The organism is Neorhizobium petrolearium, from assembly GCF_029854435.1.
GTDB classification, from domain to species: Bacteria; Pseudomonadota; Alphaproteobacteria; order Rhizobiales; family Rhizobiaceae; genus Neorhizobium; species Neorhizobium petrolearium.
In genome coordinates, this window is record NZ_CP123000.1 from 5,160,572 (window position 1) to 5,175,853 (window position 15,282).

Annotated in this window: 14 protein-coding genes; 8 read left to right on the forward strand and 6 right to left on the reverse strand. The window is 63.2% G+C overall.

Annotation, left to right across the window (positions count from 1 at the left end; all coding sequences use genetic code 11):
* Nucleotides 1–109 precede the first annotated feature (109 nt).
* Nucleotides 110–1,339, reverse strand: a complete 1,230-nt coding sequence (locus QEO92_RS24860) for a flavin-dependent oxidoreductase (RefSeq protein ID WP_037152358.1) — start codon at nt 1,337–1,339, stop codon at nt 110–112.
* 66 nt (nt 1,340–1,405) lie between these two features.
* Between QEO92_RS24860 and QEO92_RS24865 the strand changes: the two genes are divergently transcribed.
* Together QEO92_RS24865 and QEO92_RS24870 are read left to right on the forward strand one after the other, a co-directional pair.
* Nucleotides 1,406–1,555, forward strand: coding sequence for a hypothetical protein (locus tag QEO92_RS24865; protein ID WP_227704791.1), 150 nt, complete (start codon nt 1,406–1,408; stop codon nt 1,553–1,555).
* Nucleotides 1,556–1,614: 59 nt separating this feature from the next.
* Entirely contained in the window at nt 1,615–2,547 is a 933-nt protein-coding gene (locus tag QEO92_RS24870) for a GlxA family transcriptional regulator (RefSeq protein ID WP_227704792.1), read from the forward strand.
* A gap of 14 nt (nt 2,548–2,561) precedes the next feature.
* On the opposite strand, the gene QEO92_RS24875 is transcribed toward QEO92_RS24870, so the two are convergent.
* The 5 genes from QEO92_RS24875 to QEO92_RS24895 are packed head-to-tail and all read right to left on the reverse strand — an operon-like array spanning nt 2,562 to nt 6,707.
* On the reverse strand, nt 2,562–3,488 hold the full coding sequence (locus QEO92_RS24875; RefSeq protein WP_227704793.1) for a dihydrodipicolinate synthase family protein: 927 nt from the start codon (nt 3,486–3,488) through the stop codon (nt 2,562–2,564).
* A 37-nt stretch (nt 3,489–3,525) separates the two neighbouring features.
* The gene (locus QEO92_RS24880; RefSeq protein ID WP_227704794.1) at nt 3,526–4,404 is read right to left on the reverse strand and encodes an SMP-30/gluconolactonase/LRE family protein; all 879 of its coding nucleotides are present in this window, start codon (nt 4,402–4,404) and stop codon (nt 3,526–3,528) included.
* Nucleotides 4,401–5,231, reverse strand: coding sequence for an NAD-dependent epimerase/dehydratase family protein (locus tag QEO92_RS24885; protein WP_227704795.1), 831 nt, complete (start codon nt 5,229–5,231; stop codon nt 4,401–4,403). The genes QEO92_RS24880 and QEO92_RS24885 overlap by 4 nt, the downstream gene beginning before the upstream one ends.
* Before the next feature lie 43 nt (nt 5,232–5,274).
* Entirely contained in the window at nt 5,275–5,994 is a 720-nt protein-coding gene (locus QEO92_RS24890; protein ID WP_052182903.1) for a FadR/GntR family transcriptional regulator, read from the reverse strand.
* Nucleotides 5,994–6,707, reverse strand: coding sequence for a ribonuclease activity regulator RraA (locus QEO92_RS24895; RefSeq protein WP_037152372.1), 714 nt, complete (start codon nt 6,705–6,707; stop codon nt 5,994–5,996). The genes QEO92_RS24890 and QEO92_RS24895 overlap by 1 nt, the downstream gene beginning before the upstream one ends.
* 193 nt (nt 6,708–6,900) lie before the next feature.
* Here QEO92_RS24895 and QEO92_RS24900 point away from each other — a divergent pair, with 193 nt between their 5' ends.
* The 6 genes from QEO92_RS24900 to QEO92_RS24925 all read left to right on the forward strand — a co-directional run bounded on the left by QEO92_RS24900 (nt 6,901) and on the right by QEO92_RS24925 (nt 15,274).
* Nucleotides 6,901–8,850, forward strand: a complete 1,950-nt coding sequence (locus QEO92_RS24900; protein ID WP_227704796.1) for an ABC transporter substrate-binding protein — start codon at nt 6,901–6,903, stop codon at nt 8,848–8,850.
* A gap of 122 nt (nt 8,851–8,972) precedes the next feature.
* A complete protein-coding gene (locus QEO92_RS24905) occupies nt 8,973–9,959 on the forward strand; it encodes an ABC transporter permease (RefSeq protein WP_227704797.1) in 987 nt (328 codons plus the stop codon).
* A gap of 9 nt (nt 9,960–9,968) precedes the next feature.
* Nucleotides 9,969–11,090: an ABC transporter permease gene (locus tag QEO92_RS24910; protein ID WP_227704798.1), complete on the forward strand. Its 1,122-nt coding sequence runs from the start codon at nt 9,969–9,971 to the stop codon at nt 11,088–11,090.
* Nucleotides 11,091–11,097: 7 nt separating this feature from the next.
* The gene (locus tag QEO92_RS24915; protein WP_227704799.1) at nt 11,098–12,858 is read left to right on the forward strand and encodes an ABC transporter ATP-binding protein; all 1,761 of its coding nucleotides are present in this window, start codon (nt 11,098–11,100) and stop codon (nt 12,856–12,858) included.
* The gene (locus tag QEO92_RS24920) at nt 12,855–14,072 is read left to right on the forward strand and encodes a mandelate racemase/muconate lactonizing enzyme family protein (RefSeq protein WP_037152380.1); all 1,218 of its coding nucleotides are present in this window, start codon (nt 12,855–12,857) and stop codon (nt 14,070–14,072) included. Before QEO92_RS24915 ends, QEO92_RS24920 begins: the two co-directional genes overlap by 4 nt.
* Nucleotides 14,073–14,086: 14 nt before the next feature.
* Complete coding sequence (locus tag QEO92_RS24925) at nt 14,087–15,274, forward strand: galactarate dehydratase (protein ID WP_037152381.1); 1,188 nt, start codon at nt 14,087–14,089, stop codon at nt 15,272–15,274.
* The last annotated feature ends 8 nt before the right edge of the window (nt 15,275–15,282 follow it).

Below are 15,282 nucleotides of genomic sequence, written 5' to 3' on the forward strand. Positions count from 1 at the left end.
TCATTCGGATGATTATGCCTATAACAGCTTCAGGTGACAATTATGTGTAGGACGGCAGGTGCTCGATATTTTATTCGCAGCGCAAACTCGATGCTTCGGGCCGAGGCCGTCATGGCCGCGCGAATCCGGCTAATGAGGCGTAGCCCCGGACCACGCTCTTGCGCTCTTCGTAGGAGGCGATTGCATCGATGTCGTCGAACCCGTCGGGCGCGCGGGCTTCGATCATGTCGATGACGCCTTCCGGTCCGCCCCGTCGGTTGGCGAGCACGATATCGGATGTGGCAGGCCGGCGCTCGGCATCATAGGCCAGAAGCGCAGCCTCGATTTCACCGGCCTTCTGCAGATGCGTGGAAATGCTTTTTGCATCGAGAATGGCTTGGCTCGCGCCGTTGGAACCCACCGGATACATGGGGTGGGCCGCATCGCCGAGCAGCGTAACCCGCCCGAACGACCAGCGGGGCAGCGGGTCGCGGTCGCAGTTGGGATATTCGTAAAAGCTGCCCGTCGCCTCGATGATCGCCGCCGGGTCGACGAAATCGAGATGGAACCGGTCGCGCACGAAGGGCAGCACTTCGTCCATGATGCCGGATCGGCTCCAGTCTTCCCGTCGCAAAGGTTGCGTGCCCGTCTCGGCGGTCTTCGCCATCACGGCCCAGTTCGTCAGGCGTCTCTCTGGCTCTTTCGGATCCGCCTCGATCGGGTAATAGACGAATTTCGCGAAATTGCCGCCGGCGATCGCCATCGTGCGCCCGTCCCGCCATTTCGGCCACTGGGTAGCACCGCGCCACAGCATGATGCCGCTCCAGGTCGGCGAACCCTCGGCGGGATAGAGCGCGGCTCGCACGGCGGAATGGATCCCGTCGGCGCCGATCAGAAGATCGCCCCGGACCTCGCCACGGGAGCCGTCGCGCCCGGTCAAAAGTGCCGTGACGCCTTCGGCGGTCTGCTCGAAGCCATCTATCCGGCATCCGGTCCTGATGGCGCCTAGGCCAAGCCGGTTGACCACGGCCCGGTATATCAGCCCCAGCAGCTTGCCGCGATGGATGCTGAACTGCGGCACGTCGTAACCGGCATCGAGGCCTCGCAATTCCTGCCACACGACCTGCCCGAACCGGTTTGCATAGATGAGTTCGCGCGTGCGGATACCTGCCTCGTCGAGGTCCGCCATCAGCCCCAGATCGACCAGTTGACCGACGGCATGCGGAAGCATGTTGATGCCGACGCCGAGCTCGCGCACCTCCTCGGCGCGTTCGAAGATTTCGACCTCAATTCCCGCCCGATGCAGGAAAAGGGCTGTGGTCAATCCGCCAATTCCGGCCCCTGCTATCAATACCTTCATCGCTGGTTATCCTCCCTTGGCTTGCCAGACGATCGGCCCACTCCTCCCGCAAAGGGAATCGGTCGCGTGACCGCCATGGTCGTTGCCGCAGGCAGCGAGAAAATCCAAGTGCCGCCGATCGCCAGCAAAAGTGCGATCACGCCCAGGACGCTCCACGACAAAAGTCGCCAGTTCATGATCGCTCGCCTCGGCTCGTTCTTTCGTGTTCCGGCTTGAAAGCGAGATTACAGCCGCTACGTTCTGTCTGGAATGACATAAATCGGGCATTTCCTGCCATGCGCCGAGCGATCGCAACCGTCATCTTTCCGGGTTTCCAGCTACTGGATGTGGCTGGCCCGACGACGGCCTTCGAGATCGCCGAGCGGTTTCGGCCGGAAAGCTACCAGCTGATGCTGATGGCGCCCGGTGGAGGTCAGATCGAGAGTTCTTCCGCGCTGAAGCTCACGGCCGGGCAGCTCCAGGGAGGGCCTTTCGATACAATCATCGTCTCGGGTGGTGATATCATCCGTTCCATGCCGGCGTTTCAGGAAATGCTGGCATGGCTGAAGCGCGTCACGTCGCGACGGACGGCAAGCGTCTGTTCGGGCGCCTATATCCTTGCCGAAGCCGGCTTGCTCGATGGGCGTCGCGCCACCACCCATTGGGGCAATTCGGAGGATTTCGGCCGCCGCTATCCAAAGACCCGGCTGGATGCGGAGCGCATCTTCATCAGGGATGGCGATGTCTGGACGTCTGCGGGCATTTCAGCCGGTATTGATCTGGCGCTTGCGCTGATCGAGGATGACCTCGGCCCGGAGATCGCCCGTCGGACGGCGCAGCAGCTTGTGGTGCATCAGCGACGGCCGGGCGGACAGTCGCAGTTTTCGGCGCTGACGGAACTGGGCGGGCGGACTGGCCGGTTCATGGACCTGATCGAATGGATGGGCAGGAACCTCGCCGAGCCGCTGACTGTGGAACGCCTTGCCGACCGTGCGGCCATGAGCCCGCGCAATTTCGCTCGAGCCTTCTCGGCTGAAACCGGCATGACCCCGGCAAAGGTCGTGGAGCGCCTGCGTCTCGAGACCGCGCGAAGGGCGGTCGAGACAAGCCATTCCCCGCTTGAGCACATCGCCGAGGCCACCGGTTTCGGCGACTCCGGTCGTATGCGCCGTGCCTTCATTCGCAACTTCGGCCAGCCGCCTCAGGCTCTGAGGCGGCTGGCGAGGTAGAACCATACCGCGGATTAGACTGCGGTATCGAGTTTTCTGCCTTCCGTTGCCCAGCTCTTGAGAAGGTCCGCAAGCTTTCCCCGGTCTTCCGGATCGAGCCTCGGCAGGCCGGGAAGGCGTACGTCCCCGACAGCGAGCCCCATGATGCCGACAGCCTCCTTGACGACCGTGACATTGGCGCCGTTGCGGTATTTGGTGCGCATGCGCTCGAAGGGCTCGATAAGCGCGATGATCCGGCGGGCCTCGGCGAAGTCGCCGCTTTCGAGTGCGGCATGGATGGCGAGTGAAAACTGCGGTGCGACATTGACAAGGCCGGACGTAAAGCCTCTCGCGCCGGCGGCGGTGAAGGCTGGTGCCCAGCTTTCCGCCAGGCCACAGACGAAGAGCGCATTGCCGGGATCGGAGGCCGCAATGGAACGCGACAGCAGGAGGATGTCCGTCGTCGCGAACTTGATGCCGGCGATGTTCGGATGGCTCGCTAGCCGCATTATGTCGTCGAGGCCGAAGCCTTCGGCTCGCACATAGGCGACGAGTGGCAGGGGCGATTCCTCCGCAAGCCCGCGAAAATAATCGACCTGTGCGGCCGGCGCCGCGAAGGGATCGACAGGCTGATGCGACATCACGGCCGAGGCGCCCATGGCCTTGGCGGCCTTCGCCATGCCGATCGCCTCGCGCAGCGAGCGGCCGACGGCGGCGGTCACCGGTGCCTTGCCATCGACGCCGTCGATGGCTGCTTCGATGACAGTGCTGATTTCGGACGGTGTCAGCGTATAGAATTCGCCGGTATTGCCTGCCGCCACGATATTATGGATTCCGGCGGCCGCCACGCGCGCATAGACGGTTCGCGTCGTATGGGCGTTCACCTCGCCGTCGGTGCCGTAGGCAGTGATCGGCACCCCGGATATGCCGGTCAGTGCTTTTCGAAAGTCCCGGATATTCATAATCTTTCCCTCTCCTGGTTTACGGAGACAATTGGTTTCAAATCGCAAAACGGTGGACCGGGGTACCTTGAATGCCGGCTTCGAAGGCAAACACTGTTCCCTGCTCGAAAGTGCCGTTGTTATCGGTCGAAAGGGTGGTCACATAGATCGTGCCGAGGTCCGGGCCGCCGAAACAGGGCATGGTCGGTGATTTTGCCGGCACCTTATAGATCTCGATGACCTCGCCATCCGGCGATAGCCGGTTGACGCCGCCCGATAGAACGCCGGCGATCCAGTAGAAACCGTCCGCATCCATGGCCGCGCCGTCCGGGCGGCCTTCCTCGGGCGTGAAATCGCGGAGCCGGCGCGGCGGACCGGTCACTCCCTTTTCCGGGTCGAAATCGAAGACCTGGGCGAAGAGGCCGCTGCTGTCGGAATGGTACATCGTCCGGCCGTCCGGGCTCCAGGCGAGGCCGTTGGAGGTCAGAAGCCCGTCGGTAATGATGGCGAACGTGCCGTCCGGCATGACCCGGTAGAGGCGCGCGTTGCCGGTCTGCGGAATAGCTTCGTCGCGCGTGCCCACCCACAAACAGCCGTCCGGCCCGACCTTGCCGTCATTGAGCCGGCTATCCGGGCGGCCGCCATCGGGATTGCAGAGCAGTTTCATGGTTCCGGTCTTCGGATTCATGATGTGAACGCCGGTTTCCAGCGCAACCGCGATATCGCCGCTTTCGCAGAGCGCCAGGCAGCCGATCTTGACCGGCATGTCGAAACGGTCGACCCTGCCATCGGCCCCGAGGCAGATGGCCGCCGGCGCGAGAATGTCGACGAGCCAGAGATCGCCGCTCCGGTCGTCCCATGTGGGCGATTCGCCCACCTTCAGGGGAAAATCGATAACGCGGCGGACGTTGGGGGTGATGATCTTCGTCTTGCTCATGATGGCGCTCCCGAAGGCACGACCAGTCCGTCCCGGTCACGCAGCCGGATATGTCCGTCATGATCTGGTTCGCAGAAACCACCACCCTGGAAGAAGGCAGCCACGGCGCTCTCGTTTGCCTGCTCGATACGCAGGTGATCGCGGGCATTGTCCTCAGGCCGATAGCCCAGCCGTTCTGCGAGTTCGTCCCGCCACCAACGGGCATCGGTGCGGGACATGCCATAGACAACGGCGGCGGCAATATCGGGATGGGTAAGCCCGATTTTAACCATCTGCCAGAGGTCGCGGGCGCTGATCCAGATCGCCGCCGACCGTTCGCTGTTGGGATAGACGGCGGCGTTGCCGATGCGGATCGAAAGCGTGCGGATGCCCGCCGTGTCGTAATAAAGCCCCGCGACAAGTTCGCCCCAGCATTTCGATAGCCCGTAGCGGCTGTCCGGGCGCGGGATGTCGAGGGGCGAAATCGTCTGCGAACGGGGATAGAAACCGGTCGCGTGATTGCTGGAGGCGAACACCACGCGGCCGACGCCGTTTTCCCGCGCCGCCTCGTAGAGATTGTGGGTCCCGAGAACGTTGACGCGCAGGACGTCACCGATTTCCCCCTCGTGCGGAATGCCGCCGAGGTGGATGATGCCATCCATGCCTTCGAGCGCCCTGCGCATGGCGTCGGCATCGGAAAGGTTGGCCTCGAAGAAGCTCTCGTTGGAAGCCAGGCTTTCCGGCGCTTTCAGGTCGATGAGCCTCAGATGCTCCACATCGGGGCAAAGAAACTCCCTGAGCTGCGAAGCGATATGGCCCGCACCGCCCGTCATCGCGATCCGTCTCAAAATACTCCTCCTCCCGGGCGCCTCCCCGCGCCGTGTCCGGAACTTAACTTCCCACGCCCTGGAACATGCGGGCGCGTGCATTCAGGATATGAGTCTTCATCGCGTCATGCGCTTCCTGTTCCCGGCGTGCCAGAATGGCCTCGACGATCGCCGTATGCTCGTCCTGGACGGTGCGGACATGCAGCGGGGTCCTCTTCAGGCTGAGGCTGCGCGTCACCGACATGCCGATTGCGAAATGCGGCCTGAACCATTCCCTGACGATCACATGGAACTGGTTGCCGGTCGCCATCGCGATCGCGTCATGCAGTGCCTGGTCTTCCTCCGCCCCCAGTTCGCCGACCTCAAGACATCGTTCGAGCGCCTCGAGTGCCGCGGTGATCCGGATCTTGTCGTTGACCTGCCAGTTGCGGGCCGCAAGCTCGGCAGCCTCCGCTTCGAGCCCGGCGCGGAATTCGAAGAACCGCTGCACGTCGGCAAGCGAGCCGACCGGCACCTGCTTCAAGACCGAGGAATCCGGCCGTTGCCGCACGTAGGAGCCCGAGCCCTTGCGCGAAACGATCAACTGGTCGGCCCTCAACCGCTCCAGCGCCTCGCGCACGACCGGCCGTGAAGCCCCCAGCATGACGGCGAGGTTGGGCTCCGATGGAAGCCGTTCGTTGACGGGAAAGCGGCCGTCGGCAATCATGCTCACGATCTTCTCGTAGATGATGTCGCTGAAGCGAGGTTCGGTCTTCGCCGCCGCTATCACGCCAGGCTGGTCCATCAGCGTCCCTTTTCACGTCTCCACTCGAGGAACTCGGCCTCGGCTTCAGGACCGGGCGGATAAAGCCCGAAAATCCCCCGTCCCGCCTTCACGCGTTCCTCGACGAAATCCTCGAAAGCCGTCTGCTCGACCGCCTCGTCGGCCACTTCTTTAGCCATGGCGGCGGGAATGACAACCACGCCTTCATCGTCGCCGACGATGATATCGCCGGGATAGACGGGCACATCGCCGCAGCCGATCGGCTGATTGATGTCGAGCGCGTGGTGGCGGATGAGATTGGTCGGCGCCGAGGGGGCCGCGTGATAGGCTGCGAACGGCAGTTTGGCGATGTCCGGCGTGTCGCGGAAGCCGCCGTCGGTGACGACACCCGCCGCCTCGCGCATGTAGAGCCTTGTCATCAGGATGGCGCCGGCCGAAGCCGCGGTCGAGTCCTTGCGGCTGTCCATCACCAGCACATGGCCGGGCGGGCATTCCTCGATGGCGCGGCGCTGCGGGTGTGTGCGGTCGGTGAAGACGCCCACGTGATCGATGTCTTCCCGCGCCGGGATGTAGCGGAGTGTGAATGCCGGCCCGACGAGCCGGGGAGCATCCGGGTTGATCTTGTGGATCCCGTGAATGAACACGTTCCGAAGCCCGCGCTTCAGAAGGATCGTGGTCAGTGTGGCGGTCGAAACCGTCTTGAGCTTTTCCCGTGTTTCCTCAGCGAATGTCATCCGTCTTCCTCCCATGCAGTCATGAGGCCGCTTCCGCCTAGAACTATTTAACCTGTAAAAATCTGTCAATACTTGTAATCATCTGAAAAGCGGCTTATGGTCCTCGAGCCGATCGGATGGAGGGTCCGAGGCGATGGCGGCTGGGAGGCCGCTGGAGCCATCCGGTGGTTCTGGAGGACATGGGAGGACTTCAATGCGCGACGATGAGTTCATTTCTGCCGGCGTAACCCGCCGGACGTTTCTGGCAGGGGTGGGTGGAGCTGTCGCCCTCTCCGTTGCCGGTGGCAGTGCCAGGGCCGCCGGCGGAAAGGAGGCGCCGCAGCTGGCTGCCCTCGTGAAGGAGGGAAAGCTTCCGCCCCTGGCGGATCGGCTGCCGCAAAACCCGATGGTCGTGACGCCCTACGAGAAAGTCGGTGCTTATGGCGGCACGTTGAGGCGCGGCCTGCGCGGCTCGTCCGACCATAACGGCATCCTCCGCATGGTCGGCAATCAGAGCCTCGTGCGCTGGAACCTGGAGTTCACGGCGGTTCTTCCGAACCTTGCGGAGAAGTGGGAGGTCAATGACGATGCCTCGCAATTCACGTTCCATCTTCTGAAGGGCGCGAAGTGGTCCGACGGGCATCCATTCACGGCCGATGACGTCGTCTTCGCCATCGAGGACGTCGTCAAGAACAAGGAACTTTACAGCGCGACACCGGCGCAGATCGTGGTTGGCGGCAAGCCGGTCACCGTCGAGAAGATCGACGATTACACCGTAAAATTCACCTTCGCCGCGCCGAATGCGCTTTATCTCGAAAATCTGGCGACGCCGCTCGGGCAGCATCCGACGCTCTTCGCGAAGCATTACTGCAGCAAATTCCTGCCGAAATATAACGCCAATCTGGATGCCGATGTGAAAGCGGCGGGCGTGACGAGCTGGACCGAGCTTTTCCGGGCGAAATGCGGAGATATCGAAATCCCGTCCCGCTGGGCCAACCCCGAAAAACCCGTTCTCGATCCCTGGGTGATCAAGGAGCCCTACTCCGGCGGGGCAACCCGTGTGTTGATGACCCGCAATCCGTACTTCTGGCAGGTCGATACGGAAGGCAACCAGCTCCCCTATATCGACGAGCTGAACTTCGGCATCTCGCAGGACGTCGAATCGCTGATGCTGAACGTCATCTCCGGCAAGGTCGATATCCAGGAGCGCCACATCAACAGCCTGGCGAACAAGCCAACCCTGTCGCAGAACATGGAGAAGGGTGACTACCGGCTGTTGTCGCTGGTTCCCTCGGCGGCTCAGCAGTGCTCGCTCTACCTGAACATGACCCACAAGGACCCGGCGTTGCGCAAGATATTTGCGGACAAGTCCTTCCGCCAGGCGCTGTCGATCGGCATCAACCGCCAGGAGATCATCGACATCATCTATTTCGGCCAGAGCGAAGGTTACCAGACCGGCCCGCGTCCGGGCCATCCCTGGTATCACGAGAAACTGGCACGGCAATTCACGGAATATGACCCGGACAAGGCCAATTCCATGTTGGATGCCGCCGGCCTCGACAAGAAGAGCGGCAACGGCATCCGTTTGCGCCCGGACGGACAGCCGATCTTCTTCGCAGTCGACGTCATCCCGACGCTCTATCCGGACCTCGTCGACGTGCTGGAACTGGTAAAGGCGCATTGGGCAGGAATCGGCATCGACATGAAGGTCAACACGATCGAACGCGCGCTCTACTACACCCGCGGCGACGACAACGCCCATGACGCGCAGGTTTGGCCCGGTCCCGGCGGGCTCGACCCGATGCTCGACCCGCGCGACTTCTTCGCCTTCCACCCGCAGGGTTCCCGCTATGCCATCCCGTGGACGCTCTGGTACACGTCCAACGGCGAGAAGGGCGAGGAGCCGCCGGAAAGCCAGAAGAAGCGGATGAAGCTCTATGATGAGGCCCGCTCCACCGCCGATCTCGACAAGCGCGGGGCGATCATGAAGCAGATCTTCGATCTCGCCGCAGAGGATTTCGAGGTTATGGGAGTCTGCCTGGCGGTCGGCGGTTTCGGCGTGATCCGCAACAACCTCCGCAATGTGCCGGAGAAGCAGCCGGATAGCTGGTCCTGGCCGAATCCCGGACCTGCCCTGCCGCAGCAGTTCACCTTCACGAACTGATTTGTCTTGGCCGTGCCGCCGCCCTGGGCGGCGGCACTTCTCCAAATCCTATTGCCCAGGCACCGCGGCGAAAGCTTCTGCTTTGCGTCGGTGTACCGTGCAATCCGAATTGCGAGCGTTCCATGCTGAAATTCGTCGTCAAACGCCTTTTCTGGATGATCCCATCGCTGTTTGCGGTGAGTTTCCTGGCCTTCGTGCTGATCCAGCTTCCGCCCGGTGACTTCGTCACCACCTATATCGCGACGCTTGCCTCCTCGAACGAAGTCATTGACCAGAATACCGCTGCGTCCCTGCGCGAGCGCTTCGGGCTCGATCAGCCGATGCTGGTGCAGTATCTCAAATGGATATGGGGCATCGTCACCCGCGGCGATTTCGGCATCTCGTTCGAATGGCAGCAACCCGTTTCGGGCCTCATATGGGAACGCATGGCGCTGACGCTGGTGCTGGCGCTTGCAAGCCTGATCGCCACCTGGGCACTCGCGCTGCCGATCGGCGTCTACTCCGCCGTGAAGAAATACTCGATCGGCGACTACGCCTTCACGGCCTTCACCTTCTTCGGGCTCTCGATCCCGTCCTTCCTGCTCGCTCTGGTGCTGATGTATGTCGCCGCCGTCGAGTTCGGCGCCGATGTCGGCGGCTTGTTCTCGTCGGAATACGAGACGGCGCCCTGGAGCATCGCCAAGATGTTCGATCTTCTGACGCATCTGTGGCTGCCGGTGGCGATCCTGGCGGTGTCGTCCACGGCGAGCCTGATCCGCGTCATGCGCGCCAACATGCTGGACGAATTGCCGAAGCCCTATGTGACCACGGCGCGCGCCAAGGGCCTTTCCGAATTCCGGCTGCTCGTAAAATATCCGTTGCGCATCGCGCTCAACCCGTTCATCTCGACGATCGCCTGGCTGCTGCCGAACCTGATTTCCGGTTCGGTCGTGGTGGCGATCGTCCTCAACCTGCCGACGGCGGCACCGCTGCTTCTCCAGTCGCTGATGGCGCAGGACATGTATCTCGCCGGCGCCTTCGTGCTTCTGATCTGCGCGCTCACACTGATCGGCTCGCTGATCAGCGATATCCTGCTGGCGCTGGTCGATCCGCGCATCCGGCTCGAATAGGAGGGCGACATGGCTGACATTGCCATCACCAATATCCGTCCGGACCGCGCCGCTGTCGCTTCGCAATGGCAGCTCATCTGGTGGGCTTTCAAGCGGCACAGGCTTGCCATGGTCGCGCTCTTCGTCACGGTCGCGATGTATATCGTCGCCGTCGTACCAGGCTTCTTCGCGATCAACGATCCGATCCAGCAGAATGCGCGCGCGACGTTCCACCCGCCGCAGGCCATCCACTTCTTCGACACGACGAACGGCTTCGAATTCGGGCCGCACTACTATCCGCTGAAGCTGACCCGCGACCCGGAGACGCTCGCGGCCATCTACAAGGAAGACACGACCCGGCGGATTCCGATCACCTTATTCGGGCGCGGCTACACCTATTCCGTCTTGGGCCTGTTCGAAACCGATATCCACCTGATCGCAACGACCGACAAGGCGCATCCGCTCTTCCTGTTCGGCGCCGACCGCCTGGGTCGTGACGTCTACAGCCGCACGGTGCAGGGTGCGCAGATATCGCTGTCGATCGGTCTTGTCGGCGTCTTCCTGTCGCTGCTGCTCGGCATCGTGCTCGGCGGCATATCGGGGTACTACGGCGGCCGCATCGATTTCGTCATGCAGCGCGTGATCGATTTCGTCCTGTCGCTGCCGACGATCCCGATTTGGCTGGCGCTCGCCGCGGCACTGCCGCAGGGCTGGCCGGCAACGCTGCAATACATGATGATCACCATCATCCTGTCCTTTACCGGCTGGGCGCAGCTTGCCCGCGTCGTGCGCGGCCGGTTCCTGTCGCTTCGGACGGAGGAGTTCGTGGCGGCAGCCCGCCTGGACGGCGTGCCCGAGGGCCGCATCATTTTCCGGCACATGCTGCCGAGTTTCGCGAGCCACATCATCGCGTCGATGACGCTCGCCGTGCCGGCGATGATCCTCGCCGAGACGTCTCTTTCCTTCCTCGGCCTCGGCCTGCAGCCGCCGACCATCTCCTGGGGCGTGCTCCTGCGCGAGGCGCAGAACATCCGCTCCATCGCGACCGCTCCCTGGCTCTTCATGCCGGGAGCCGCCGTCGTCGTCGCCGTCATGGCGCTCAATCTCTTCGGCGACGGCCTGCGCGATGCGGCCGATCCCTATAACAAGTGAGGCGCCGATGACCGATATTCTCACCATCGCACCCCGCCCTGCAATGACGACCAATAAGCCGCTGCTCGAAGTGAAGAACCTGGTGACGGAGTTCCCGCTCCGCACCGGCATCTTCCGGGCGGTCGATAATCTCTCCTTCTCGATCGAGCCGGGCAAGACGCTCTGCGTCGTCGGCGAGAGTGGATCGGGCAAATCGGTCACGGCCCGCTCGATCCTGCAGATCATCGATACACCGGGCCGCATTGCCTCCGGCTCGATCACTCTCAACCGTCAGGACGGAAGTTCGCTCGACCTCGCGAAACTCGATCCGCGCGGCAAGCTTATCCGCTCGGTGCGCGGCGCCGACATCGCCATGATCTTCCAGGAGCCGATGTCGTCGCTCTCCCCGGTGCATACCGTCGGCGACCAGATCACCGAAGTGCTCCGCCTGCACCTGAAGATGAGCAAGGCGGAGGCCAGGGCGGAGGCGATTTCGCTGCTGCGCCAGGTGGAAATCCCGGATCCCGAAAAGGCGCTCGACCGCTACGCCTTCCAGTATTCCGGCGGTATGCGCCAGCGTGCGATGATCGCCATGGCGCTCGCCTGCAAGCCGCAGCTTCTGATCGCCGACGAACCGACGACCGCCCTCGACGTGACGACCCAGGCCGAGATCCTCGACCTGATCTCGCGGCTCCAGAAGGCCCACGGCATGGCGGTGCTGTTCATTACCCACGACATGGGAGTGGTCGCCCAGATCGCCGACGACGTTCTCGTCATGCATCACGGGGTGATGAAGGAATACGGCCCGGTCGACGAGATTTTCCATGCGCCGAAGGACCCCTATACGCGCATGCTGATCGGCTCGGTCCTGAAGCTGGAGCAGAAGGCGGAAATCCGGCTTGCGCGGCCGCCGCTCGACACCACCGCCGATCCCATCCTCGACATCCGCAATCTCACCATGGAGTTCGGCGAGTTGAAAGCGCTGAACAATGTGTCGATCGCCCTTCTGCCGGGGGAAACGCTCGGCATCGTCGGCGAGAGCGGCTCGGGCAAGACGACGATGGGTCGCTCGATCATGCGGCTCTATGATCCGACCGCCGGCGAGATGCATTACCGCCGCGTCGACGGCAAGGTCGTAGATCTCGCCAGGCTGGAAGGGGCGGAGCTGAAGGCGGCGCGTAGGGAACTCCGCATGGTCTTCCAGGACCCGTTCGGCTCGCTCAATCCGCGCATGACCGTCGCCCAGGTCATCGGCGAACCGTTACTCGTCAATGGCATCGCCAGGGGCAGGCAGCTCGACGAGCGCGTTTGCCATCTCATGGAGCAGGTTGGCCTCGATCCGGCAACCCGCGAGCGTTATCCGCACGCCTTCTCTGGCGGCCAGCGCCAGCGCATCGGCATTGCGCGCGCAATCACGCTCGATCCGCGGGTCATCGTGGCGGACGAGGCGACGTCGGCCCTCGACGTCTCCGTCCGCTTCCAGGTGCTCGACCTTTTGATGCGGCTGCAGGACCAGCTTGGCCTGGCCTATATCTTCATCAGCCACGATATCGGCGTCATCCGCTACATGTGCGACCGGGTCGGCGTCATGTATCGCGGCAGGCTCGTCGAGGTGGGCGAGGCGGACAAGGTCTGCAACGCCCCCGACCATCCCTATACGCAGGCACTGATCTCGGCCATTCCCCGGCCGGACCCGCGCGACCGCGACCACTCCCGGCGGTTCCGCTACACCGAACCCAGCCCCTATACCGAACCCAGTAACGTCAAGAATGGAAGTTCCGCACGATGAAGATCACGGGAATTCGCACCTTTCTCATGCATGCCGGCCAGCCGCACCGCTCCAAATGGGCATCCGACGGTCATGCGGGCCATGTCACCCAGCACAAGCTCGAAGGCACGCGCAACTGGCTTTTCCTGAAGATCGAGACCGACGAGGGCATCACCGGCATCGGCGAATGCTCCGGCTGGCCGCGGGTCATCGAGACGGCCATCAAGGATCTCGCGCCGCTGCTAATCGGCGAGGACCCGGCGCATATCGAAAAGCTCTGGCAGAAGATGGCGATCGCCATGATGGGCCACGGCATGCTCGGCACGGTCGGCGGCGGCGCCATGACCGGCATCGACATGGCGCTCTGGGATATCAAGGGCAAGGCGCTCGGCGTGCCGGTCTGGAACCTGCTCGGCGGCAAGGTCCGCGACCGCATCCCGATCTATTCGCATGCCAACACGGTGGAGCAGGCGCTCGCCGTCAAGGAGCGCGGCATCAAGGCGCTGAAATGCGGTGGCGTCTCCGATCCGGTCCGCAAGGTCGACATGCTGCGCGAGGCGGTCGGCGACGAGATGGACATCGCCATCGACCTGCACGGCCCGCCGTGGATGACGCCGGCCGATGCCTGCCGCCTGGTGCGCAAGCTCGAACCCTACGAACTGCTCTGGGTCGAGGACCCGATCGCGCCCGACAATATCGAAGGCTACCGCCGCATCCGCGACGCCGCACATATCCCGCTGGCATCGGGTGAACGCACCGCGACCATCTTCGGCGAGCGGCAGCTCATCGAGGAAGAACTGGTCGACGTCATCCAGCCGGATACGGGCCGCGCCGGCGGCATCACCCAAATGAAGAAGATCGCCGCCATGGCGGAAGCCCATCACATCCAGATGGCGCCGCATTCCGGCTCGCTCGGACCGGTCGCGGAATATGCCGCGCTGCACGTGCTCGCCTCGATCCCGAACGCGCTCATCCTGGAACGCATCGACGACGACTGGGAAGGCCGCCAGCATGTGATCGTGCCGCATCCGGTACAGGAAGGCGGATCGATCGCCGTGCCCGATGCGCCGGGTCTCGGCTGCGATATCGACGAGGAATTCGTCGCCCGCTTCCCGAGCGAGGGCAATGTCTCGGTGCCGGTGCAGGAAAGCGGAAACTCCTACAACCCCGGCACCTATGGCGAACGCCTCTATATCCAGACACGCCTTTCGCGCCGGCATTATTTCAACACGTGAGGGATATCTGAAGGATGAAGATCGATCGCATGCGGGTCTTCATGACCCGCGACAAGGATCGGCCGCGTGTCATCGTCGCGCTCGATACCGACGACGGGCTCACCGGCTGGGGCGAATGCTATAACCATGGGCCGGACAAGGCCTTGCCGCCGCTCTTGGACTATCTCTACGGCTTCATCGCAGGGCAGGACCCGACGCGGGTGGATTTCCTGGTCAACCTGATGATTCAGCAGAGCCGGTTTCCGCCGGGCGCGCTGGGTCTGGCGGCGATTTCCGGGCTCGACCATTGCCTCTGGGACCTCGCGGCGAAGGCGGCGGGCGTGCCGGTCTACAAGCTTTTGGGCGGCGAGGTGCGCGACCGGGTCAAGATCTATGCCGGCGTCTACACCGCGCCGGACGTACCGGCGGCGAAGGAGGAGCTGGACCGGCTGAACGAGGAATGGGGCTTCACCGCCTTCAAGCTCAGCCCGTGGCGGATCGATATCCACGCCAATCGCTGGGGCGAGGTGGTGCGCAGCTCGGCGGAATATTTCCGGACTTTGCGGGAGGCCGTGCGGCCGGAATACGAGATCGCCTTCGACGCACATGCCAAGATCTACGAGCCGGCGGCGGCCCGCCAGCTCGGCAACGCGCTGGCGCCCTACGACCCGCTATTCTTCGAAGAGCCGCTGCGCCCGGAAAACATCGACATGTGGGGCGACCTGAAACAGGGCCTGAACTGCACGCTGGCGACGGGGGAATCGCTCTATAACCGCAACGAATTCCTGCGGTTGCTGCAGGTGAAGGGCGCGGACCTGATCCAGCCGGATATCTGCGTCGTCGGCGGGATATCGGAGATGAAGCGGATCGCGACGCTGGCCGAGGCCTTCTTCGTGGGCGTCGCGCCACACAATCCGATGGGGCCGCTCGCGACGGCGGTCAACGTGCATTTTTCCGCCGCGCAACAGAATTTCAAGATTCTCGAATACCGGCTGCCGAAAGGTCAGGCCTATGTCTATGGCGGCACGGAAGTCGAAAAGCGGGAAGGCGAAACGCGTTATGTCGTCGATCCCTACCTGCCGAAGGACGGCTATCTGGAACTCCGGCCGGATCGACCCGGCTGGGGCGTCGAGCTGGACGAGAAGGCGATGCAGGAAGAGGGCTATATCCACTGGCAGCGGCGCGTGCCGAAGCGCCCGGACGGGTCCTATGCCTTCGCCTGATTGGCCCG